This is a genomic window from Halorubrum gandharaense (assembly GCF_054654575.1).
On sequence record NZ_BAAIET010000001.1, the window covers coordinates 1142969 to 1167039 of the forward strand.

A 24071-nucleotide genomic window follows, 5' to 3' on the forward strand; every position below is an offset into this window, starting at 1 on the left:
GCGAGCACGGGGATCGTCGTCGAGCCCGGGGCCCGGGCCCCGGAGCTCGGCAGTCACCAGAGCAACACCGGCACGCCGACGAGAACCCCCACGGCGATCAACACGAGGTTCCACATGAGGACCGGCCGGACGAGCTGTCGGGAGATCGTCGCGGCGAACACCGTCTTCACGAGGATGCTCGCGGCGGTGCCGGCGACGACGCCCATCACGGCGGTGTCCACGGTTATCTGCCCGGTGCCGAGCAGCGAGACGGCAGTGGTCGTTGCCGTCCCCGAGGAGACGAGCCCCGCGAGGAACGCGGTGGCGACGAAGCCGGTGGCGCCGAACATGCGCTCGGCGCCGACGGAGATCAGGAGGACGACCAGAAACAGCCCGCCGAAGGTGAGCGCGTTCTGGAGGCTGAACGGGGAGGTGAGGTCCGCCTCCAGCTGGGTGCGCCAGTCGCTCTGCCAGATCGCGATCGCGATGCCGGCGATCATGATCGCGCCCAGCGGCGCGCCGACGACGAGCGCGGCGTCGGGGACGAACGCGGCGACGATCACCGCGTTGCGGAACGCCATCGCGGCGTTCGCCAGCAGGATCGAGCCGACGGCGATCGACAGCAGGTCCGACTGGCCTTTCGCCCGCTTGGCCATCTCCGCGACGACCGCCGTCGAGTTGACGAGGCCGCCGAAGAAGCCGGTGAACGCGTAGCCTCTCCCCTGGTACTTCTTCACGAGGACGTAGTTGACGAAGCCGATGGCGCTGATGGCGATGACGAGCGACCAGATGAGCCGCGGCTGGATCGCGCCCCACGGGTCGACCGTCTCGGCCGGGAGCAGCGGGTAGACGACGAACGCGAGGATGGTGAACTCGACCGCCGAGCGCACCTCCTCGCGGGAGAGCCCCCACGCGAACTGGTGGAGCTCGCGTTTGAGCACCAAGAGGAGCGAGGAGAGCACGGCGACCGTCACCGACTCGATGAAGAGGCCGTTGGCGACGAGCGCGCCCAGGCTGTACGCGACCAGCATCGAGACGCTGGTGGTGAGCGAGAGCCCCTCCACCTCCTCCTCGACGAAGCTCTGGACCGCCAGGAGGACGGAGCTGGTGATGATGAGGACGCCGCCGAGCACCAGCAGGGGGACGCTGTCCAGAATCGAGAAGACGGCGGCGAGCAGGCTGATCAGCGCGAACGTGCGGATCCCCGCCGTCTTCTGGGACCACTCGCGTTCGAGCCCGAGGAACATCCCGAGCAGGGTGGCGAGCACGAGCTTGACGACGTTCTCCTCGAGGTGGACGAGCAGGTCGAGTTCGCTCAGCGGCATCCGCGCACCTCCGTCCCGAATGGTCCGCCATCGACGGCGCCCGCGGGCGCGGCGCCGGCGCCGGCGCCGCCGCCACCGACGCTGCCGCCGCTTCCCGGTCCGCCCTCGTCCCCGTGCCGGCCGTCGCCTCGCGCGTCCTGCATGCGTGAGTGTTGACGAACAGGTGCCGTCGGCCTATACTTTGCCATATGGTGGGAGATAAGCGTGTGCAACATCCGCGTGACCGAGATGCCGTGTCCGATCAAACGGTATCACGGGAGCGTAGGTCTCGCGAACGGACAAATCGGGACAACAGTCCACTTGCGACGTCCGCGGTCGATTACACAGCCCAGAAAGCGGTTGACTTATCAGACAAACAATCAACAATTGAGATACCAAAATCATGGCCCTCCGACCACAGCAGGAGACACGCCAAGCAAACGGGAAAAGTCGCCGCCAATTGCTCATTGGAGTAGGAGCTGGGACGGCTGCACTCGCTGGTTGTCTCGGCCAGACCGATGATGAAGAACCGGTTGAGGACGAGCCAGTTGAGGACGAGCCGGTTGAGGACGAGCCGGTTGATGCCGAACGATCGCTTCCGGAATACGCGGAGTGGATACCCGCCAGCGACGATACACTGGTGTTTGCATACGTGGACCTCAATATTGAAAGTGCAAATGGTGGTGATGAGACTCCCTTCAGCTTGCGCGACTCCGTCAACGACCCACTCGTGACATTCCCATTTGATATCGGTGGGGGAACCGTCGGCCTCTATTCCTTTTCGCTGGTTGGTGCGGATCTCTATGCGATTCTCGATCCGGAAGTAGAGACGCAGTCAACCGCCACCGAGGTACTGGTGATCGACGAAACCGTCGTTCTTCTGGGGACGTTCGACAGTGACGAACTCGACGAGCGGTTGACTAAGGATACGGATCAGTTTGCAGCCACCTACGATCAGGTCAGCGACATCGACGAATATACCCGATACAAACCGACGGATGTCCCAGACGGACTTGAGGATGCACCGATGGTTGCAACGAGTGAATCAGCAATCATTGTTGCCCCCGACGCCGACCAGCTGGAACGGGCCGTCGCCACTGAACAAGGCGACCACCCACCAATAGCGGAGGAAAATGAGGATGTCGCGTGGCTTTTGAAACAGGCTGGTGCTGGTGACACGGTATTCGGAGCGATCGGGCCGGTTTCCGAGCACGAGTTCACATTCACTGACGTAGCAGCAGAAGAGCCGCCATTCGAACCAGAGCCGGATGAGGATGTGATTGCATCCGTCGATATCGACCTATCGGAAGACACCGTCAGTTCACGGTTCGGGCTACTCGCAGACACGATAAGCGAGAAAACGGAAGCGACCGTGGAATCATCGTTCGGAACGGCAGCAACGGACACGACTCTCGACATCGATGGAGGTCAGATCGTCGCACACGGAACGTACGACGCTGAAACGATCGGGTTAATCGGGGATGACGATGGCCGTGGCGAGCTCTCTCCCGAAGAAGCTCGGGAGCTCGTTCCCGATGGTGCACTACGATTCCGGTACGAACCTCCAATAGAAGGGGAATTTGGTGAGTTCTGGGTTGATGTTGTGGAGGAGACGCACGCAACCGGCATTCGGATTGCGGCCGAATCGGGCGGCAGAAACGAAGTCACCAGACAGGATGGAACCATCAGATCGGGCGATGGAATCCCGACACAGGCTGATCCGGACGGTGACGAGGTAACAGTGTTCGCCGTTGATGATGATGAGGCGATCGGTCAGCTTGCGACTATTAGGGCCCCGACTGACGAGCTCACTGACGAAGCGGCAACGGAAGCTGTGCCGGAAGAGGGACTTGCCTTTGAGTACGACCCTCCGGACGCAGGCAATCTCGGGACCCTCCAAATAACGGTCATTGATGACGTGGGAGCGTCGGTGCTTGTTGCACAACCCACGGAGGCGCCAGGATCATTTGCCGATCGTGTTGGTTCGGTCAACGCGGAGACGCCGGTTGAGACTGGAACGACGCTCCGTGTCGCCGTCGACCCTGACGGTGACGAAGTGATTATCAATGCTACTGTCGATGGAGCAACCGGAGAAGTAACACGGTGGCGAGGGCCTTAACAGCGAGATCGCCGAACGGAAGCGGCGTGGCAGGGGGCCGGGCGGCGTCGGCGACCGCGAGAGGGCGGAATCCCGCCGTCGGGCGCGGGTGAGCGGACGCCCGCGGGCGCGTCGGTACCCCCGTCAGCGGTTCGTCGGCTCGCGCGGGAGGTCCACCGACTCCGTCAGGTCGTGTTCCTCGCCGGTGAGGATGTAGAGCACGTCCTCTAACACGACGACCAGCTCGGGGAGCTCGCGGGCGACGAGGTAGGTGATCGCGATGAGCGCGACGACCGCGAGCAGCTGGCTCATGATGCGGTCGGAGACCAGGAAGGAGACCCGGTAGGGGTCGGTGGCGCCGAACAGCGCGAGCACGAGGTCGGGCTGCCAGTGCATGTACTGGTTGCCGGCCACGATGGAGATGAACGACGTGCGGATGATGTTGAGCACGTAGATGAGCGGGATCGAGACGGCAAGCGCGCGGAGTTTGCGGTCGAGGGGGGCTTTCACCGCGCCGATGAGCCCGCCGAAGATCGCCATGCTCCCCAGCCCGGTACAGGCGAGCACGACGTGGATGCGGACGGTGTGGCCGTCGTCCAGCGCCCACGCGTAGGCGGCGTCGTACCCCTCGTGGCTGGTGACGCGCTCGGGGGCGTAGCCGAGCAGGTCGATGAGCATCCCGGTGTGGGTGGCGACGACCTCGATGAGCACCTGGCGGGGCTCCGGGATCGCGAGGCCGGCGACCGTGACCGCCGAGATCGTCTCGAACGGGAGGTAGATGAACAGCATCAGCGCGACGGCGCGGGTGAGCACGAACAGCGACCCGCGGCCCTTGTGGAGGAGGTAGCCGGCGTACGCGCAGGCGGGGGCGCCGGCGAGCGCGAGCAGCGCCTCGACCCAGCTCTGGTGGTCGAACGCGAAGAAGGGGACCATCGACAGCCAGAACAGCCCGAACAGTCCCCAGGTTCCGGCCGCCAGCGTGCGGCCCGCCGGGCTGCCACGGTGGTCGAGCACCCACGCCGCCGCAAAGAGGAGCGCGACGATCCACGCGAACGTGAACGTGTCGGGGAGGGCACTCAGGATCGCCGGGACGCCCGAACCGAGCATGGTCGAACAGTCGGTCGCGGCGGATAAAGCCCTTATCGTTGTCCACGGGTGCCGCCGGCGTTCGACGGGTGGGTGGCCGGTGGCAACAGGATGGCAGGAGGTCGTATCGCGTCCGACGAGCGAGCTGGCTCACATGACCATCGGAACGCGGAGGAGTGCTTTTCACCCGTCAGCGAGTGGCGGGAATGTAATACGAATCAGATATTCCGGAGTGTCATGGCAGGAGATCGTCCGGGAGATGCTGCGAGCAATCTACCGAGATCGCATCCCATGCTGCCTGAATCGCTTGATACCCTGTCCAGCCTTCACCTCGAAGCATCTCTCCACAGGCCTGACAAAACTCCGCGACAGTACACTTCCCTTCGTCTAGCAACAGATACAACAAAAACGTGGGAGCAACTGCCTTCCCAGTTGTCTCTTCTGCGTCACCGAATACTCGGTTAATAGCACGACGTCCGTGTTCATCCATCAAAATTGCGAACCGATACAGCTCTGTATTCTGTTCGATTTCAGTCTGCAAGGACTTCTCCCCAGCATCCTCTCCATGCGGTCGAGGAACACACGGAACCGTGGTGAACGACTCATTCTCGTCGTCGAACGGCTCTAGCGCCCTCTTGCTTCCAGTATGAACCCACCGCTCTCTCGTTCCTTCGGGCGCGTACTCGGACATCTCCCGAACATGGCGCTTGAGTTCGTGGTGACAGACGTTGGTGGTCGTCAGCTGTATATTGTCGATGATTCGAGACCAGAGACTCGTGTTCGCCACAGCGATTACTGCGTCTGTATCAACAATAACTGGATGGCGAACAGCATCGTCCACCATCTTCACTTCTGGAAGACGCCACTCGTATCAAGTTCCGCAGCCTCCTCAAAGGCCTCCCGCTCCCGCTCAATTTCTTCCAAGGTATCACCGAGAAGGATCTCTGCAACATCGTCAGAAAGCTCTCCTTGCTTGTATCGCTGGTGGAGGGTGATCTTCTCCTCGTCCGAGAGAACTTCTTGGAGCTTCTCTTGAAGACCCTGTCGAGCAAGCTCACTGATGTTGATCCCACCGAGACGCATCTGATCGACAATTTGAGTCGCCTTCTTTTCAGTTTCTCCCCGGAACTGGATCTTGTCGTTGTTTGTGGCCATCTTACTTTCTCTTCTCCCGCCACCGTAATAGGTGTTGTGACGCGCCATCCATGTCATCACAGTCCGTCTCGATCGGCGCCCGCAAGGACCTTGAGGACGCCGCCCACCTGTATACGCTATTCGGAGAAAGCCTTTCGACCCGTCGGCTCGAACAGTGGGTTGACGCCCTTGACGTCCACGACGCCTATGAGCGACTCACCAGACTCCGAGACTGACGGCCGCCCCTCGCGAGCGCCGCGCTACGACGACGTGACTCGCTGGGTGGCGTATCTCCGCGAGCAGCCGGTCGGGGTGTGGGGACCACAGCAGAACGCGGTCGTCGAGGGACAGCTCGAAAGCGCGCAGCTGCTCGATCGGACCGCAGAAGAAGAACGGCAGATTCGGGCGTTCGCCGACGACGTGCTCGAAGAGGAGTGACCAACGGGTCGCGCTCAGTTCTCGTCGATCCCGAGGCGCTTCCGAGCCTCGTCCATGGACATCGTCCGCCCTGCCGCGGCATCCGCGTAGCCCTCCGAGACGCCCTCCTGTGCTCCCGATGTGAGAGTCGGGTCCGTGAGATCACGTAGTACCGCACGGACGAACGCCGACCGGTTGGTGTACCCCAGCACCTCGGTGCGGTCGTCGAGTTCCTCCAGCAGCCGCTCCGGAACCGTGACGCTCAGTGTGACCACGTCGTCGTCTTCCACATTCGGGCACATCTTTCCTGAAAAGTGGGGTGTCGCGGCCAAAAGGCCTGTCGCCCAATCGGCCGGGGGATCGCCGCCGGGCTCGTGGCCGGCCGCGAGTCTCCGTTATGCCAGCGCGTCGAACTCCGCCGCGGACAGCAGCGCCTGCACGTCGTCGTCCTCCAGCAGTTCCAAGACGCCGAGCGCGTCGCCGTCGACCAGCACTGCGCCGGCCTGCGGGACCGTCTCCGCGACCGCGATGCCGTCGATCCCGCCGACGGTCTCCTCGACGGCGCCGGTTACGTCCTGGAGGATCTCCTGTTGGGTCTCCTGCAGCTCCATCTGGGCCTCCTCCTGGTCGAGGTCCCCCTCCTCGACCTGGCTCTGGATCTCCATCTGTGCCGCCTCCATCTGCTCGTCGATGTCGACGGCGACCGTCGCCGCCGCCTCGCCGTCGAGCTCGCGGGCCGGGTCCTCGTCGGGGGACTCGTCGGCCGCCTCGGGGGCTTCCTCCCCCTCCTCCTCCGCCGTCGGGGCCTCGTCGTCGAGCGCGCTACAGCCGGCGACGGACGCGGCGGTTCCGGCGGCGGCAGCCTGCAGGACGCGGCGTCGTGGTAGGTTCTCCATGCACCCGTTATCGGTCGGGGACTGAAGTGGGTTGTGACCGTTACCGGGGTTCCGGAATGCGCGGGTGGTCGGCGGTCGCGGGGGGCGGAGCGCGGCGGTCGCGGGGGGGCGGAGCGGTCGCGGGGGGGTGGTCGCGGGCCACACCGCCGGCGCACGCCGACGCCGTCGTGCGTCGGTGCGAGTGGACGTGGGTGTGAGTGCGATTACGCTGTGATCGTACCGTCCTGGACGAACTTCCGGGTGCGAGTGGACGTGGGTGTGAGTGCGATGCCGAACCCGCCAAGAGCCGGAGCCGGCACGAGGCCGGTAGGTGAACGGGAGTGCCGAAACGCGCTCTCGCGAGTCGCTGTCGTCCGTGTTAGGGACGGCGGCGAGTCGCGAGGAGCGCGGCGGCGAGAAGGGCGACGAGCGCGGCGATGGCCCCGAAGCCGGGCGTGTCGTCGTCCGTCGGCTCGTCGGTCTCCGCAGGCTCAGGCGTGTCCGCGGGCGTCTGCGTTTCGTCAGGGGTGGGCGATGGCGTGTCCGCGGGCGTCTCCTCGGGTGTTTGCGTCTCCTCGGGGGTGGGCGTCGGCGTCTCCTCAGGGGTCGGCGTCGGCGTCTCCTCGGGGGTCGGCGTCGGCGTGCCGTCGGGGTCACCGAACTCGGCGTCGGGATCGGACTCGGAGACGCTGAACGACCCGTCGGCACTGACGGGGGCGTCGGTGAGCGCGAAGCGGAACGTGTAGCTGCCGGGGTCGACGCCGGCGAACGACACCGCGTGTTCGCGGTCGGTGATCGCGAACAGCGCGACCCGCTCATCGGCGTCGTCGACGTCGTCGGCGTAGACGACCGCATCGAAGGGGTTGGCGTCGGTGGCGATCGCCTCCGCGAGGGACACCTCGCCCGCAGCACCGTCGACCGAGACCGTCGCCGTGTCGTCGTTGATCACGATCCGTTCACCGTCCGCAACGTGGATCTGCTCTCGGAGTTCGACGAGCGCCAGCCGAACGTCCGCGACCGTTACCTCGTCGCTGGCAGCGAACGTGTCGTCGTCGATGAACCCGTCCGACGTGTCGACGTTGCGGTCGGTGACGAGCAGCCGAAGAAGCTCCGTCTCGTCGAGGTCGCCGTCGGCGGAGACGTTGAGGCTGTAGCGGCCGCGGTTGGACGCGATGTCGAGGTCAGTCACGGCCCCATCGCCGGCGTCAGTGACCTCGCCGTCCGCGAACGAGACGGAGAGCGTCGAGCCGACCAGTTCGACCGTGTTCGACTCCGCGGGGCGACGGGGGAGGCCGTCAACGTCGCCACCGTGAAGGAAGTAGTTCCCGGGGGCGAGGTCGTCGGTCTCGATCCGCACCGCCCGGTCGGACGCCGCGCGGACCGCCGACGGGTGGTTCGCCTCGGCGGTGTCGACGACGGTCAGCTCCTCGACGAACGTGCTCGAACGCACGTCGCCGCCGGAGAACGCGTCAGCCCGCCGGAGGTCGACGCCGTCACCGGGGTCCGCAGCCGCGATCGGGCCGCCGACCGCGTACACGACCTGGCCGGCGAACGCGACCCCGGCACCGTCACCGCTTCCGTCGAGGTAGTCGGGGGCGGTCGACTGCTGTGTCGTCCCGGCTCCGGCCGTGGCAGCCGCGCCGGCGACGACGAGCGCGGCGACGGCAAGGAACACGACAACGAACGGGACTCGTGAGCGTGACATACCCGTTCGGACGGGCTCCGTGGCAAAATCGGCTCCGGTCGGTGCGAGCGGACGGGCGACTGACGCGTCGCTAGCGGGTGTGGTGTGTGGTGGGGTGGAGTGGAGTGGTGTCGTCCGGTGTCGTCCGGTGTCGTCGTCCGATAAAAGAAACCGCAAGGGGTCGGCCCCGCGTGGGGCCGGTGGTTAGTCGCCTGAATCGCAGCGCGCGTCTCGCGAGTCGCTGTCGTCCGTGTTAGGGACGGCGGCGGGTCGCGAGGAGCGCGGCGGCGAGGAGTGCGACGAGCGCCACGATGGCACCGAAGCCAGGCGTGTCGTCGTCAGTCGGCTCCTCGGTCTCCTCAGGCTCCTCAGGCGTGTCCTCAGGCGTGTCCTCAGGCGTGTCCTCAGGCGTGTCCTCAGGCGTGTCCTCAGGCGTATCCTCAGGCGTGTCCTCAGGCGTGTCCTCAGGCGTCTCAGGTGCCTCGACGAAGACCGAGCTGACAGTGTCAATGGTGCTGCCGTCAGCACGGAATGACGTGTCAGCCGTGTCGCCGACGTTCTGGTTGCCGAAGTCGGCAGTCGCACTGAAGCTACCGTCGGACTCAATGTCCGAGTCTTCGGTCATGACGAAGGACGGCGAGGTGTCGCCGGTCGAGCGGAAGCGCACCGTGGAGTCCGTTCCAGGCGCGATGTTCGTCTCGCCGGTGACCTCGTAGTCGTCCTCAGGCACGAGCTGGACCTCGTCGTCCTCGTTGAGGTTGTCGAACTCAACGTCAGGCGCGACGATCGTGAACTCGCCCGTGCTGGTCATCGTGTTCCCGGCACGCAGGTACGGGAACGCTGCGTCCTCGGTTACGCCATCAGCACCACCCTCGAACGTGCCGGGACGATCATCGCCGAAGTCGTCCTGCACGTCGCTGAAGCGGTAGCGCTCGTCGTCGTCAGCTTCGTACTCGAACTCGACGTCGAAGGTGTCACCGTCGTCGATCGAGCGGTCGAACGCACTGCTGGAGCTCGTATCAACGACGATGTACATCTGCCCTTCGTCGCGGTCGGCGAGCACGAAGATGTCGTCCTCGTCGGCCTCACCGAAGTCGAGGCTGTTGGCGTCCTGATTACCGGCAGGGTCAACGCCTTCGACTTCGATCGTGACGCCGGATTCCTCGTCAACGAGGTCCTGGACCGTCTGCGGGTGGAAGCCGTCCTCGAGCGCATCGAAGTCGCCCTCAAGGTCGACCATCGCACCGTAGATACCAGTTGCCTCGGCCTGGATGACTAGACGGTCATCCTCGGCAATGTCCTCGCGCTGCGTGACGACGTCGAGCAGATCCTCGACGCTGTCGTCCTCGTCAGCGCTGTCCTCAGGTGCAACCCACGTGCTGACGTCGCCCAGTTCGGGGTCGACCAGGTCGAGGGTTGCGAGGTCGAGCTCGTCGTCGAGCTCGACTTCGTCGTCGTCGTCAACGATGAAGTTACCGTTGCCGTTGACGCCGAGCTCGTAGTCGGTCGCCTGGAGCGGCCGCACGATCGGCGACATGTCGAGCTCGTCACTGCGGAACTCGTCCAGAGTCATGCCCTCGAAATGCTCGGAGTCACCAATGTCTTCGACGTCCTCATCCCAGAACTCGACATCGTCGAAGTTGTCGCTGTTGGGTTCGTGGGTCATGCTCTCAACGATGTCGTCCTCGGAGTCGAGGACCTCATCGTTGGTCGCATCGGTACCCATCGTCCGGGTGTTGATCTGGAACTGAACTTCGCCGTCCGTGCCACCGTCATCCTCGATGTAGAAGATGTCGAAGTAGCCGGCGTCCTCGCTACCGAACTGGACGTAGGCGTCGTCAGTGTCCTCGAGTTCGACGGTCACGTTGACAACGTCACCGGCAGCCTCGGTGTAGACACCCTGGCTCCAGTCGGCGTCACGGTCCTCTTCGCGGACCGTGATTTCGGCCGTATCCTCGGCCTCGGTGTCGTCAACGTTGTAGGCGAACTCGTAGTCGCCGTCGTCAATGCCGTTGAAGTCGACGTCCGCATCCGTGTCGCGGATGTCGAACATCACGGCGATCTCGTCAGCGTCCTCCTCATCCGTGTTGAAGAGGAGCACGTTGAACGGGTTCGCTTCGTTGTCGGTCAGGTCGTCGAATGTCGTCGCGTCACTGTTTAGGTCGCCCCAGTCGACTTCCTCGTTGTCAAGCTCGACGATGTCGTCATCGTCGGTGGTGACACCGTCGCGGACCGATTCGATGTCCTCCTTGAGCTCCTCGATGGTGACCTCTTCGCCGCTAACATTGACGTTGTCACCGTCGAAGTTCTCGTTCGTCACGAAGATGTCGAGGAACTCCTCGTCGTCGAGGTCGCCGTCAGCACTCACGTTCGCGGTGTACGTACCACGGTTCGAGTCGATGTCGAACTCGGTAACGGAGTCGGCACCCTCGTCAGTCACTTCCTCGTCGTCCCACTCGGCGTCGAGCGACTGGAGCGTGACCTCGAAGGTGTCATCCTGGCTCGGGCTCGTCGGGAGACCGGTACCGCCACCGCGGACGAAGTAGTCGCCCGAGTCGAGGTCACCGGTGTCGATCTCGACGGCTGCGGTGGTGTCTTCGTAGTCCTCAGGAACGGTTGCGAAGACCTCCCCGGCATCCTCGATGGTCAGCTCTTCGACCTGCGAGCTGGACTCAACGATTCCGCTGTCGAAGCTGTCGACGCTCCGGAGGTTAACCGAATCACTGTCTGCGGTTTCAAGCTCGCCGCCCACAAGGTAGACGTCCTGACCCTGGTAGACGACATCGACAGCTCCGCCGACTCTGTCGATGTATTCAGCTTCGAGCTCGTCTGCGTCTTCAGTCTCCTCAACGTCTTCCTCGACGTTGAGAATCTCCGTTACGGAATCGTCCGCAGTGAAGACACCGTGTTCGAACGTACCGGTGTTCAACGGTGCGGTGATGGTCCACTCAACGGATACCTCTTCACCACCATCGAGGGTTACGCTCCCCTCCTCTTCAAAACGAACAAGATCATCATTATCAGCGCCGTCTTCGATATCATGTTCGATGACACCGGCGTCGGATGCCATCATGTACTGAATATCCTGCGTGTCCTCTTCGTCGCCCTGATTCACGACATCAGCAGTGACCGTGAAGTCATCGCCTTCCTCAACCTCAGTGTCTAGCTCAGGGTCAACGATCTGGAAGTTAGCGTTCTCCGTAACATACACCGAACCAACATCTTGGTCGTCAATGCCGGTACCGTCTCCGGATTCGGCGTTAGCGTTGAAGTCGTAGTCACCTGAGGTGGACGGCGTGGTGAGCGTGAGGTCGGACGTTACAGCTTCAACGTCCCACGACTCCTCACTGGACGACTCGAAGGTAATCTCGATGTTCTGACCGTCGATATTGACGTCCGGAGTGAGGTCGTTGTCCTCGCCATCGGGGTTCACCTCGGTCAGAGTCGTTTGGGACTCAATATCAGCGTCACTGTCTTCGATATCGAAGTCACCTGGAACTACCCAGACGAGTTCGTCTTCGCCTGCGTCATCCGTTACTGATTCCAGAGTGAGTTCGAGGTCGAAGTCCTCCTCAATATCCTGTGCTACTGAATCAGGCGACACATCGCCACCTGAGGAACCGTCAACCGCTGCAGCGGGTGCTGCAGCAAAGCCGACTGCAACCATGGAAAGAACCATGATCGCCGCGAAGAAGACCGCGTTGACCTTCTTGCGTGTGTTATTGTCGTTTGTCATTGTGTGTTGTCTGTTGTCTGCAACGCACAGAGACTTTCTCCGGACCTGACTGCGACGCCCGATGTTCGACGGGAACCAACTCGATTCATCGTGGTACTGCCGGACTTGGTCGCTTCGGATAGTCGTGTTCTGCGCTTCGGGTAGGGGGTATCCGTTCATTCAGGCCTTTCGTATAAGTGCTTTGTGTGTCTCCCAAACCGTGTCAAACACCCACATACAGCCGTCTGACAGGGGTCAGACGCACGATCTCGATCGGGGGAGCCCGCCGGACGAGCGCCGGCCGAGCGCCCGAAACCACCCGATGCGAGCGCCTGCGGATCCGGGCGGGGATCGCGGAGCGGTACGACAGCGCCGGGCGCCGTCCGCCGGACGCCGTCCGCCGCGCTCCGCGCGTGGCGTGTGACCGTTCCACACCACGATCCGGATCCGCAGGCGTGCCGGGTGGCGGGGGCGGCGGGGCGGCGGGGATGGCCGACACACCGCCCGCGACCGAAACACCTAGTTGCACGCATCCGGAACGGACGTGTGGGCCCGCGACGGTGGGCACATGTTTCTTTGGTAGGGGACTCCGTCCACCGCCGCACCGGTTTTCACGTGCCACCAACGTGGCGAGACGCGTCGCGATCCGCCGAGCCGCAGCGTCGCGCGCGCTCGCGTGTGCGCTTCTCTTAAGCGTCCGAGTCCGAGCCCGAGAAGTGTCCGAGCCCGACTCCGACCCCCCATCCGAGTCGAACCCGACCGCGACCGCCGCGCTCCACGAGCCGCGGCGACGCGAGGAGGTCCGGGTCCCGCCGGCTCCGCGCGACGACATCGTCGCCGGCGTGCTCGACGACGGACACGACGGCGTGCCCGACGACCGGGCGACACACGCGAACGCGCACGACTGGGTGCCCACGCCGATCGCGGCCGCCGCGCTCCGTGCCCCTCGAAAAACGCCCCGCAAAAACAGCCTCCGCAAAACAGCCTCCGCAAAAACGGTCCCGCGAAACGGCCACGCGCGTCAGCGCGACTCGTCGCCGGCGGGCGTCGACGGCCCGGTCCCGTTCCCGGCACCGGCCACATCACCGCCGGCACCGCCACCGGCCCCGGCACCGCCACCACCGGCCCCGTTCCCACTCCCCCCGTTCCGCCGCGGACCGGCCGAGCTGAACCGGTCCCACAGGAACAGCGCCGGCGGGAGCGCGACGATCGCCGCCACGAACGAGTAGACGACGCTCATCGCCATCAGAAGCCCGAAGTCGCCGAGCACGGGCGTCACCGCGAGCGCGAGCGAGCCCGTCCCGAGCGCGGTCGTGAGCATGCTCCCCGTGAGCGCGCCGCCGGTCCCGGACAGCGTCGTCTGCAACGACCGATACGTGTCGCCGTCGACGTTGTACTCGTCGATGAACCGCGCCGTGATGTGGACCGAGTAGGCGATCCCGATCCCGATGGCGATCGAGAGGATCGTCCCCGTGAGCGCGTTCAGCGGCATATCGAGATACCGCATCGTGCCGATCAGCCACGCGACCGCGATCGCGATCGGGAACACGTTGACCACGCCGAGCCCCGGCTTCCCCTCCAACACCGCATACGAGACGACGAGGAACACGGTCGTCAACACCAGCGCGAGCACCAGCCCCTGGATCGCCGACTCGAAGATGATCTGCGTGATCGCGTCGAAGATGACGATCTGCCCCGTCGCCGTCGCGGCGTACCGGAAGTCGGCCGCGTGCTCGGCGCCGTCCTCGGACACCTCCGCCTGCGACGCGCCGGCCTCGACGGTGTACTCCACCTGCGCACCGCGTCTGTCGTCGGTCAGATACCGCTCGGCCTGCGCCCCCGCCGGGGAGGCGAACAGCTCGTCGTAGATCCGGTCGAGGTTCCGGTCCGGGATCCCGTTGCCGCTGCGGTCGTTGCGGGCGACCAGCGCGGCGAACTCCTCGTCGTTCTCGGCGTGCGACTGGATCACGGTGACGATGCTCTGTGCGTCCGCCTGCCCGCCGGGCCCGACGGCGAGCGTCCCCGGCGGGTCGTCGTCGGGACTCGACAGCGCCTCCAGCGCGTGGTCCTCCTCGAAGGCCCCCTCGACGAATATCGTGATCGACTCGTCCTGGTTCGCGTCGAACTGGTCCTCCAGCAGGCCGATCGTCTCCGTGACGGTGTACTCGTCCGGCGCGAACGGCCCGGGGATATGCTCGACGTACCACGCCTCCTCCTCGGGCGGGAGGAAGTCCTCCTGCTCGAAGGAGGTGTCGACGCCCATCCCGTAGGCGCCCATCCCGCCGCCGACGAGCAGCAACACGACGACCAACAGCACGGGCGCGCGCTTCCCGATCGTCGCGAAGACGGCCAGCGCCCGCCCGAGCGTCGACTCCTCGGAGGCGATCGGCGTCGAGTTGAACTCCGGCACGCCGTACCGCTCGCGGAACCGGTCGGTTTCGAGCTTCGCCGCCGGGAGGAACAGCCCGAACGTGAGGAACGTGAACACGATCCCGATCGCCGAGACGATCCCGAGGTTCCGGATCGGGTCGAGATCCGAGATGCTGTTCGCGCCGAACCCGAACACGGCCGTCACGGTGACGATGATGAAGGCGATCACCAGCTGGTTGGCGGCGATCCGCATCGCCGGCACCGGCTCGATCCCCTTCACCGTCTCCTCGCGATACCGGTTGATGTTGTGGATCCCGAAGTCGACCCCCACCGCCAGCAACAACACCGGGACGGCGATCATCTGCTGGTCGAACGGGATCCCCGAGAGCCCGAGGAACCCGAACGTCCAGATGATCGTCATCAGCAGCGAGAACAGCCCGAGCGCGAGGTCGATCGGGTCGCGATACGCGACGACCAGGAACCCGAGCAGCATCACGACCAGCACCGGCATCACGATCGCCATCGAGTCGCCGATGATGTTCGCGAACTCCGCGTTGATCACGCCGGGACCGAACGCACGGATGTCGGCCGGCTCGTCGCCGGCGAGGTCCGCAACCGTCGTCTGCACGCCCTGCAGGTCGTCGTCGGAGAACCCCTGCGGCACGTCGTGGGAGACGATGGTGATCGTGGTCGACGCCGACGCGTGGTTCTCGTTGAAGTCGTCGGAGACGATCCCCGTGAACTGGGGGTTCGCCGAGAGCTCCCGAACCGCCCCCCGGACCTCCGAGTCCGTCGCGCGCTCGACGGCCCGGCGCTGTTCGGCCGGCGTCTCCGCCGTCGGGTCCAGCGACTGCGCCACGAGCGTCGCCGGCCCGTTCGCCGACTCCATCCGGAGGTCGTCCCGTGAGTCGATCCGTTCGAGCAGCTGCAGCATATGCAACAGCTCCCCGCGGGTGAGCACGTCGTTCCCGTCGTGGATCAGCTGTGTCGTCTCCTCGTCGGCCTCGAACGGATCGTCGAACTCGGCGTTGATCGCGTCGAGCGCCTCCTGTTCGGGGAGGTCATCGGTGAACCCGCCGGTGGCGTCCGTCTCCGTCGTCACGGCGGTCATTCCGACGGCGAACACGGCCGTCACGAGCAGGAACGCGACGATAACCGCTCTCGGACGAGAGACGATCACCTCGTTGACGCGGTAGGTGGCGTCCTCGATCTGCTCGCCGAGTCCGCTCATCTACGTCTCCCGTGCGTACAGGTAGTATCCACCGCCCGCCGCAGCGACGAGGACCAGCCCGCCGATGGCGAGCAGCCACGGGAAGCCGCCGTCGGCGGGAACGACGCTTATCGCGACCCGCGTCGTGTCGGACAGCTGGCTGCTCCCGCGCTCGTCGTCGTACCGGAAGTCGAACGAGATCGGGTACGTCTTGGCGGTCGCCCCGGCCTCCGCTTCGAGCTCGAAGGTCATCGTCGTCGACTCGCCGGCTTCGAGCGACTCCACGAACGCCTCGTCGTCGTCGCTGTCGAGCGGATCGTCCGCGAACAGCCGGGCCTCGACGTCCTCGACCGTCTGGTCGAGGTTGTTCGTCACCGCGACGTCGAACGCGACCGTCTCACCCGCGGTGATCTCGCGGTCCTGCACCTCAAGGAGGAACTGGTCGCGTTTCGGCGCCACCTCGAAGAGGAGTTCGACGTCCTCGTACGCCCGTCGTTCGAGGTCGGCGTTCCGATACTGGACGGTGATGTCGGCGGTCCTGTCCACGGCCTCCGCCTCGCCGCCGATCTCGATCGGCATGCGGAAGTCGGCGGATTCGCCGGGTCCGAGCGTGCCGACCGCGATGGAGCTCTCGATCGGGATCACGTTCTCCGACTCGTCCGCGTACTGCACGACGACGTTCCGTGCCTCGTTGGGTCCCTCGTTGGTGACCGTGCCGTACACGTCGCCGTCCTCGCCGACGTGCAGGTCGGACTCGATGTCGTCGATGCTGAAGCGCTGTTTGTCGACCGGGGTGATACCCGCACGGATCCCCTCGTCGACGCGTTGAATGCCGTCCGCGTTTCTGAACTGGACGGTCCCGTCGATCGAGAACCGGCGGGGCGGCGCGTCCGCCGACAGCGAGGCGTCGTAGGAGACGGTCGCGGCCTCGCCGGGCTCCAGCTCGTCGATCCGCGCGCTGTCGCCCGCCTCCGGCGAGTCGCCGATGACGAGCCCGGCACTCGTGGAGTCGAGGGCGACGTCGAGATCGCGTGCGGTATCCGACCCGATGTTTTCGACCTCGGCATCGATCGTTCCGGTGTCGGCGATCTGGACGTCCGTCGACGCCTCCGTGATGCTGAAGCGTGCCTCGTCGCGTACCTCGACCTCGACGGTCCTGGTGACGGTGCGCGAGCGGTCGTCCGTGACGCCGCCGCCCTGTTGGCGGGTGTGGGCGTACTTCAGCTCCACGTCGACATCGTAGGTTCCCTCCTCAACGTCCTCGGGAACGTCGATGGCGATCGGCACCGACCGCGGCTCGGTTTCGGTGACCGCACCGACCGCGCTCTGATTGGTCGTGACCGTCAGCGGATCGTCCGCCTCGGCCTCCACCCTGACGTTCCGGGCGGTCGTCACGACCTCACGCATCTCCGAGGGGCCGAGGGTGAGCCGGCCGTCGTTGGAGACCTGGAGCTCGACCTCGTTCGTGTTCCCCGGCGTGACGAACGTGTCGGGTGCGTGGGCCCGCAGACGCGGCTCCCCCCGCACGAGCGGCTGCTGTTGTTGTGTCTGGACATCGGGCGCATCGAGCGATTCCGTCTCCGCGGCAGCACTGCCGACCGCGAACGTCGAGTCGTCGTCGACCGGCGCGAAGCCGGCGGCAACCGCGCCGGTTGCAAGCAGTACGGCCGCGACCGTCAGCGTCAGCAGGGTTTTTCTCCGCATCAGGTCACCTCAGTTCACATCGGCGGGGCGACGGATGGGCTGTATGTGCAACACGAAGGGAGGATGATAGCGGTGTGGACGACAGTAGGGTCACACTCGATGTGAAACTCACGAACGCATAATTCTTTTGTTCCTGAAATCGGTGGCGTTTTGTGCATCGACCTGAAGGGATTTGTATGCAGGGACGAGAATCGGCCGGGGTGGGTCGTGTCGATCACGAACCGTGGTCGTATCGATGAGTTCGTTCAACGATGACGACCGTGACCGAATTCGTGCGGAACTCGTCGAGACTGGACGAGAGCTGTTCACACGGTTCGGGTTCGAACGAACGCGGATCAAGGACGTAACCGAGGCCGTCGGCATCGGAACGAGTACCTTCTACCAGTTCTTCGATTCCAAGGAAGCGCTGTACGTGGCGGTGCTCACCGCCGAGCGAGCGGCGATCGAGGACCTGATCGAGACGGCGGTCGCCGACGCGGAAACCCCGAAAGACGAGGTTCGGGCGCTGCTCCGGACGATGTTCACCGAGACTCGTTCGAACCCGCTCATCGCGCGACTGATCGTGGAGGGAGAGCTGCAGGAGATCCAGGACCAACTCTCCGACACGGAGTGTCAGTCGATCGCGATGCCGCCGGCCGAGGACCGGATCACGTTGGCCGAACGCTGGGCGCGGATGGAGGCGTTCAGGTACGACGACCCCGAGATGATCCGCGGGATCTTCCGCTCGCTCGTGTTCGTCACCCGCGCGCAGGAATCCCTCATCGGAACCCTCCACGTCGAGGCGTACGAGGAGGTCGAGGAACGGCTGATCGAAACGATCGTCGACGGCCTGTTCGTCGAGTGAAGGGGACCACCGCGGCACGGAGATGGCGGCGTCGCACACCACCGCCCCCCTTTTCAGGGATCCCCCTCAGTTCCCCAGCACGGGGCTACTCCCCGTCGTCGCCGCGTATTCGCCTCACGATCCCCGTGACCAGCAGCAGGAGGAGCAACAACAGGAGCCACAGGTACGTCGGCGAGGTGTCGGTCGCCGTCTCTTCCGCGGCGACCGTCAGATCGCCCGCGTCCGCCTCCCCGACGGTCACGTCGAACACGCCGAGCTCGGTCGGCTCCCAGGCGAACGTCAGGGTCGTTCGCTCGTCGCCCGCAAGCGTCACCGTCCGCTCCGCGACGGCGGCATCGTCCATCCACAGCGTGACCGTCGCGGTCGCGGGCGTGTACCCCTCGCGCTCGACGACGGCTTCCGCCTCCGCGTCGTCGCCGACGACCAGGTCCTCGTCCACGAGCGTCGCCTCCGTAACCGTCACCTCGCCGTCCGGAACGCCGACGACGTAGCTCGCCGACGCGTTCGTCGCCAGCGCGAACCGGTACGCGTCGCCGGTGTCGGTCACGACCGTGTGGTCGACCGCCTCGCCGTCGTTCCGGAACCGGACCTCCTCGGCCGGTGCGTCACCGACGGCCGACGCCGGAACGTCCACGACGAGCGTCCCGTTTTCGAGCTCCTCGTCGAGGGCGGTGTCGTTGCCGACGGCAATGCGCGCCGTGTGCGCCAGATCGTCGACCGTCGCCGGCTCGACGCTGACGTTGAACGCGAAGTCCGAATCGGTCGCCGAGACGAACTCGTAGCGGTCGACCGTCACGTCGTCGTCCGCACCCTCGTCGGAGCCCGTGAAGTTCGCCGTCAGCTCGGCGCCCGATCTCGCACAGACGCTCGTGTGGTGGACGGTGGAGTCCGCCGCGACGAGCTCGGTCTCCGCGGCCGGCTCGCACTCGTCGGCCGTCCCGCTCGACGACGACCCACCCGTGCCGCCGCTCCCCGGCCCCGAACTCGTCGACACGTCCGCGTCGTCCGACTCGCCGTCCGCCACCGCCTCGCCGTACACGTCGGTCGCGTCCGTCAGCGTCGCGTCGTAGTCCCCGTCGGCGACGCCCTCGACGGTGGTCCTGTACCGGTAGTCGTCGCCGAGGTCCGCTTCGTCGACGTCCTCGACGTCGAGCGTTCGGTCGGTGGGGCCCGACAGCTCGACCGTCATCGCGTCGAGCCGCGTCATCGACTCGACCGTCAGCGTCAGGTCGTCGTCCGACGCGTCGAGGTCGAACGTCGTGATCCCGCTCGGGCGCTCCGCGACGTCGACGGTCGCGACGGGCTCGCCGTCGTCGTCGTTGCCGTCACTGTCGACGACCGCGGCGTCGAACCCCAGGGTCGCGTCGTCCACGGCCGCCGGATAGTCGGCGTCGAACGCCACCGTCACGTCCGCGTCCGTCGTCCCGCCGCCGTCGCCGGCGTCGAGGTCGAACTCGACCCGCTCGCCGTCGACCGTCTCGTTCGAGCTGACCGTCGCCCCGTCGGCGGTGACCGCGCTCACGGCGACGGCGTCGGTCAGCTCGTCGGGGAACGCGAGCTCGACGTCGGCGGGGTCACCGTCGCGGATCAGGCCCTCGATCTCGACGGTCACCGTCCCGTCGGTGACGTTCTCGCCGGGCTCCACCTGTGCGGGGTCGGCGTCGCCGCCGACGACGGCAACGGTGTCGCGGTCGGCGACATCGACGGTCGTGACCGGGCGCTCCTCGTCGCTGGTGTCGTCCCCGTGGTCCTCCACCTCGGCGTCGAACTCGACCGTCTCGCCGCGCGCGTCGCTGTCGTACGTCGCGTCCTCGAACTCGACGACGACGTCGGTGTCGACGGTGTCGGCGGCGCCGGAGTCATCTCCGGTGTCGAGGTCGAGTTCGACCCGCTCGTCGTCGATCGACGGGTCGCTCTCCTCGACGGTCACGTCATCATCGGTGGCGTCCACGTCGGTCACGGTCGCCGTCGAAGCGACCTCCTCGGGCACCTCGACGGTGAACGCCGACTCGGCGTTCCGCGAGAGGTCCTCGAGCGAAACCGTCAGCTCGTGGTCGACCGTCTCCGCGGGCTCGACGCCGTCGTTCGTGATCGTGCCGTCGGTGACCCGGACCGCCTCGGCCGGGTCCACGTCGACGGTCGCGAGGGTATCGGCGTCCTGGCTCCCGTCGCCCCCGTCGGTGACCGTGCCGTCAACGTCGACCTCGCCCTCGTCCGGATACGTCACGTCGGCCTCCAGCGTCACCGTCGCGTCGTTGAGGTCGTCGCCGTCGTCGAGCGCGAAGGTCCCGGTTACGTCGTTGTCGGTCTCCTCGGTCGACTCCGCCGGCTCGCCGTCGACGGTGATCGTTGCGTCCTCGATGTCGCCCTCGAACCCGTCGGGGAACTCGAAGACGAACTCGTGGTCGTCGGCGTTCGTCAACCCCTCGACCTCGGCGGTGAACGCCTGACCCACTACCCTCTCGCCGGCTCTCGGCGTGTCGTCTGACGTGTTGCCGTCGACGATCGCCAGCGGGGCGAGCGTCGTCGTCGCGGTCTCGTCGTCGGCCGCGTTATCGTCGTCGTCGTCGCGGCTCGCCTCGTCGAGCGTCGCGCCGTACGTCCCGGCGTCGCCCTCGTTCACGTTCTCGGCGAGGTACTCGCCGTCGCCGAGCGCCTCGAAGTCGTCCTCGTCGAGCGTCACGTCGCGGTCGTCGAGGTCGACCTCGATCGTGTCGACGTCGTCGGTGACGGTGAGCCGGAGGTCCGCCGTTCTGTCGACGGTCTCGAAGGTGAACTCCTCGACCGCTAGCGGTTCGAGCTCGTACTCGGTCCACGCGAAGTCGTCCTGGTCGTCGTTGACCTGCACGCCCACGTCGTGGGGCCCCTCGTCGTCGGGATTCGTGACCTCGTACTCGACTATCACGCGATCGCCTTCTTCCGGCCCCTCGACCCCGCCGAAGGAGAACTCGACGAGCTGGTCGCCGTCCTCGAGCTCGACCTCGTCGAGATCCTCCGTCGCATTCTCGTCGATCTCGCCGTTGCCGTCAGTGTCGACCCCCGCGCGAACGACCTCGTCGGTCGTTTCGGGGAGGTCCGGCGCTTCGCCGTCCGAGTAGTCGACATCGACGTAGTTGAGTGAGCTCCCGGCCGTGTCGTTGCTCGCCTTCTTGTCGACGGTGTGTGTCGTCTCGGCGCCGGCGACCGGGTCCGCCACCTCGATCTCCGCGTCGAGGTCCTCGCTCGCGACCGCGCCCGACGCGCTGAACAGGAGCATCGCCACCACGACCGTCAGGACCGCGAGTCGACCGCCGCGACTCATCGTGTTCGCACCCCCCGATTCGAACGCGGATCGCGAGCCGTGCGCCGCCGGCCCGATATCCCACCGTGTACACTCATAGTAAAACCGCTCGGACGGGGGTCCCCGCCCCCGTCGTATCGTTTCAAATGACGGGGAATCGACGCATAACGTTTGAGGCCGAAATGGCGGTCGCGTTAAGTTAGAGAATGAGGCGGACGATGTCTGAGTGTCGATGGCAGAAACCGACCGCCTCAGCGAACGTATCGCGTGGATTGACTTGTCGTTTGTGGAGCGTGATCGAACTCCACGATGGGCGATTGAAGTAGGGATCCGCTGTCACTTAGCAGATATGTCGCTCTGCGAGGTAAGTAAACATCTCGAAAGATTTGGGATCAATCGAAGTCATATCGCCATTCACAACTGGGTTCATAAAGCTAATCTACAGCCGATCTCGACAGTCTCTGCGGATCAACTTGCGGTTGACGAAAAGATGATCCGCCTCCACGGTCAGAAGTTCTGGCTGTACGGGGCGGTTGATCCGTATACCAACGAAATCCTCCATCTAAGCCTCTATCCGACAGCAACGAAACAGACGACACGATGGTTTCTCACCGAGCTTCACCGACGCTATCAGCTCGATGATGTCGAATTTCTCGTCGATGACGCCGATTATCTCGGCCCAGTTCTTGCTGAGGACGGCTATCGATTACGGGTGATACGCCATGGAAATCGGAACGCTATTGAACGTGTCTTTTGGGAAATAGAACGACGAACATCTTCATTTGCAAACAGTTTCAGCAATGTCGCGTTAGAAACAGCTCAAAATTGGCTCGAATCCTTCGCCGTCTACCACAATTCTCGCCAAACTTAACGCGACCTTCTATTCTCATCATCTCCAACAGCTCCATTAGGATCAGCTTCGGGACTGTCCTGGTCGATATATTCCCAGGTTTCAGTGTCTAAACGACCCTCGAGATACGCCTCTCCGTTCTCAGTGATCACATACGTGGCATCACTAATTTCTCGAAGTAATCCCTCCTTTTTCAGCCTCTTACACCTTCTACCGATGTATGCCCGGCTGTATTTGATTGGACCTCCTTTCATCATTTCTGTAGGCGACGCTGCTTCGTTCTCATGAAGATACTCTAGGATACGATCATCAACCAGAGTCATCCAACTTCCAGAGTGCCGCAGCATAGTTGCCATTCGTATCTCTGAGAGGGTAATGAGTTCGGATAGTGCTATCCAGAACTGATATATCCTGTAAGAATCATCCGAACCTATAAGTTACATCGGATGTTACTGGTAGCTACGGAACCCGAGTGACGAAGCCCCGGCTCGTGAGAAAGTGTAGAAACCCCGACTGCGGTGCTACAACACCCAGCCGGGACGGGTTCTGTGCCGCAACACAGAACCATGCCAACCTTGCCAACTGCGGGGCTTAAGCCCTGCGAGACGGCCACCGGATCGAACAGTCACACCACCACCTGTACACTATGTACAAACCCAGCCGACGGCTACGACGCTACACTGGACGCCCCACTCTGCAGCCCATGCACTGAAACCCAGACCCTCGCGGAGGGACACGATGAGTAGTCCCGACAACGGAAGCGACACCACGAAATCGCTCGCCGATCTCCCAGCGCTCCACCGCGACGTACTCTGGAAACTCTCCAACGAGGGGCCCTGTAGCAGCCACCAACTCCACCGCGAACTCTCCACCTACTACACCACTAGCTTCGACCACAAGACGCTCCAAACCACCCTCGAACAGCTCGCCGGCGACGAGCTTGTCACCCACACCAACAACACGTACAGACTCACCGAATCGGCCCGACGCGCGCTCTCCACCCGGCAGGCGTGGCAAGCTGGCAGTGACACCAGGGAGGGACCACAATGAGCCACCCACGAGCGCTCCAGCAACTGACGCACATCCCGCTGGACATCCAGGATCCAACCTGCCAGGTCTGCAAACAGCCCCTCCAGGAGGGCGACGACATCACCGCCTACGCCTACAGAGCCGCCGGCGATCCCACCTTCGCGATCGGCTACATCATGTGTGGTGCGGACAGCCACGAACATCCGACCGTCTTCACCCACGGCGTCGACGAGTACGTCCTCACGGGGCACGTTGGGACCTGCACCAACTCCCAAACACAATCGACAACGTTCGTGCTCCTCTCGCCAAGCGCCGTCGTCACGAGCTCGACGAGGACCACTGATCCACACATACGTGAAGGCGCGGACACCCCACGGGAGCCAACCACACCACAACGAGAGGAGCCACCCTCGCTCCTTTCTGCGGTCCGCACTCGCTCCGATGGTGGGCAACCACGTGAGGACCCACGATGAGCGGCGTCCACCAGCAGGC

General features: G+C 64.6%; 20 protein-coding genes. 6 read left to right on the plus strand and 14 right to left on the minus strand.

From position 1 onward, the window contains the following. Window positions 1–53 precede the first annotated feature (53 nt). The gene (locus ACYQ07_RS05405; protein ID WP_459878464.1) at window positions 54–1304 is read right to left on the minus strand and encodes an MgtC/SapB family protein; all 1251 of its coding nucleotides are present in this window, start codon (window positions 1302–1304) and stop codon (window positions 54–56) included. Continuing rightward, entirely contained in the window at window positions 1295–1447 is a 153-nt protein-coding gene (locus tag ACYQ07_RS05410; protein ID WP_459878467.1) for a hypothetical protein, read from the minus strand. Before ACYQ07_RS05410 ends, ACYQ07_RS05405 begins: the two co-directional genes overlap by 10 nt. 239 nt (window positions 1448–1686) lie before the next feature. On the opposite strand from ACYQ07_RS05410, the gene ACYQ07_RS05415 reads away from it, so the two are divergent. Next, the gene (locus ACYQ07_RS05415) at window positions 1687–3402 is read left to right on the plus strand and encodes a hypothetical protein (protein ID WP_459878470.1); all 1716 of its coding nucleotides are present in this window, start codon (window positions 1687–1689) and stop codon (window positions 3400–3402) included. A gap of 123 nt (window positions 3403–3525) precedes the next feature. Here ACYQ07_RS05415 and artA read toward each other — a convergent pair whose 3' ends face one another. The 3 genes from artA to ACYQ07_RS05430 all read right to left on the minus strand — a co-directional run bounded on the left by artA (window position 3526) and on the right by ACYQ07_RS05430 (window position 5622). Further along, window positions 3526–4488: an archaeosortase A gene (artA, locus tag ACYQ07_RS05420; protein ID WP_459878473.1), complete on the minus strand. Its 963-nt coding sequence runs from the start codon at window positions 4486–4488 to the stop codon at window positions 3526–3528. Between the two features lie 214 nt (window positions 4489–4702). Next, entirely contained in the window at window positions 4703–5311 is a 609-nt protein-coding gene (locus ACYQ07_RS05425) for a hypothetical protein (protein ID WP_459878476.1), read from the minus strand. A 2-nt stretch (window positions 5312–5313) separates the two neighbouring features. Further along, window positions 5314–5622, minus strand: a complete 309-nt coding sequence (locus tag ACYQ07_RS05430; protein WP_459878479.1) for a DUF8065 family protein — start codon at window positions 5620–5622, stop codon at window positions 5314–5316. Between the two features lie 186 nt (window positions 5623–5808). On the opposite strand from ACYQ07_RS05430, the gene ACYQ07_RS05435 reads away from it, so the two are divergent. Next, a complete protein-coding gene (locus tag ACYQ07_RS05435) occupies window positions 5809–6039 on the plus strand; it encodes a DUF8150 family protein (RefSeq protein WP_459878482.1) in 231 nt (76 codons plus the stop codon). A gap of 14 nt (window positions 6040–6053) precedes the next feature. On the opposite strand, the gene ACYQ07_RS05440 is transcribed toward ACYQ07_RS05435, so the two are convergent. The 7 genes from ACYQ07_RS05440 to ACYQ07_RS05470 all read right to left on the minus strand — a co-directional run bounded on the left by ACYQ07_RS05440 (window position 6054) and on the right by ACYQ07_RS05470 (window position 17576). Next, complete coding sequence (locus ACYQ07_RS05440; protein WP_459878485.1) at window positions 6054–6320, minus strand: ribbon-helix-helix domain-containing protein; 267 nt, start codon at window positions 6318–6320, stop codon at window positions 6054–6056. A gap of 93 nt (window positions 6321–6413) precedes the next feature. Next, entirely contained in the window at window positions 6414–6914 is a 501-nt protein-coding gene (locus ACYQ07_RS05445; RefSeq protein ID WP_459878488.1) for a hypothetical protein, read from the minus strand. A gap of 358 nt (window positions 6915–7272) precedes the next feature. Next, entirely contained in the window at window positions 7273–8598 is a 1326-nt protein-coding gene (locus tag ACYQ07_RS05450) for a PGF-CTERM sorting domain-containing protein (protein ID WP_459878491.1), read from the minus strand. A gap of 232 nt (window positions 8599–8830) precedes the next feature. After that, window positions 8831–12472, minus strand: a complete 3642-nt coding sequence (locus tag ACYQ07_RS05455) for a COG1470 family protein (protein WP_459878494.1) — start codon at window positions 12470–12472, stop codon at window positions 8831–8833. A 509-nt stretch (window positions 12473–12981) separates the two neighbouring features. Beyond that, window positions 12982–13194 (minus strand): hypothetical protein, encoded by a 213-nt coding sequence (locus ACYQ07_RS05460; protein ID WP_459878497.1) that lies wholly within the window; start codon window positions 13192–13194, stop codon window positions 12982–12984. A 119-nt stretch (window positions 13195–13313) separates the two neighbouring features. Then, the gene (locus ACYQ07_RS05465; RefSeq protein ID WP_459878500.1) at window positions 13314–15893 is read right to left on the minus strand and encodes an efflux RND transporter permease subunit; all 2580 of its coding nucleotides are present in this window, start codon (window positions 15891–15893) and stop codon (window positions 13314–13316) included. Then, window positions 15894–17576 (minus strand): COG1361 S-layer family protein, encoded by a 1683-nt coding sequence (locus ACYQ07_RS05470; protein WP_459878503.1) that lies wholly within the window; start codon window positions 17574–17576, stop codon window positions 15894–15896. Window positions 17577–17811: 235 nt separating this feature from the next. Here ACYQ07_RS05470 and ACYQ07_RS05475 point away from each other — a divergent pair, with 235 nt between their 5' ends. Continuing rightward, complete coding sequence (locus tag ACYQ07_RS05475; protein WP_459878506.1) at window positions 17812–18420, plus strand: TetR/AcrR family transcriptional regulator; 609 nt, start codon at window positions 17812–17814, stop codon at window positions 18418–18420. An 85-nt stretch (window positions 18421–18505) separates the two neighbouring features. On the opposite strand, the gene ACYQ07_RS05480 is transcribed toward ACYQ07_RS05475, so the two are convergent. Then, complete coding sequence (locus ACYQ07_RS05480; RefSeq protein WP_459878509.1) at window positions 18506–21721, minus strand: midas domain-containing protein; 3216 nt, start codon at window positions 21719–21721, stop codon at window positions 18506–18508. Between the two features lie 211 nt (window positions 21722–21932). On the opposite strand from ACYQ07_RS05480, the gene ACYQ07_RS05485 reads away from it, so the two are divergent. Then, entirely contained in the window at window positions 21933–22571 is a 639-nt protein-coding gene (locus tag ACYQ07_RS05485) for an IS6 family transposase (RefSeq protein ID WP_459878512.1), read from the plus strand. Here ACYQ07_RS05485 and ACYQ07_RS05490 read toward each other — a convergent pair. Beyond that, window positions 22568–22897, minus strand: coding sequence for a MarR family transcriptional regulator (locus ACYQ07_RS05490; RefSeq protein WP_459878515.1), 330 nt, complete (start codon window positions 22895–22897; stop codon window positions 22568–22570). The genes ACYQ07_RS05485 and ACYQ07_RS05490 overlap by 4 nt on opposite strands. Window positions 22898–23288: 391 nt before the next feature. On the opposite strand from ACYQ07_RS05490, the gene ACYQ07_RS05495 reads away from it, so the two are divergent. Further along, on the plus strand, window positions 23289–23600 hold the full coding sequence (locus ACYQ07_RS05495; RefSeq protein ID WP_459878518.1) for a PadR family transcriptional regulator: 312 nt from the start codon (window positions 23289–23291) through the stop codon (window positions 23598–23600). Next, window positions 23597–24052, plus strand: a complete 456-nt coding sequence (locus tag ACYQ07_RS05500; protein ID WP_459878520.1) for a DUF8112 family protein — start codon at window positions 23597–23599, stop codon at window positions 24050–24052. Before ACYQ07_RS05495 ends, ACYQ07_RS05500 begins: the two co-directional genes overlap by 4 nt. The last annotated feature ends 19 nt before the right edge of the window (window positions 24053–24071 follow it).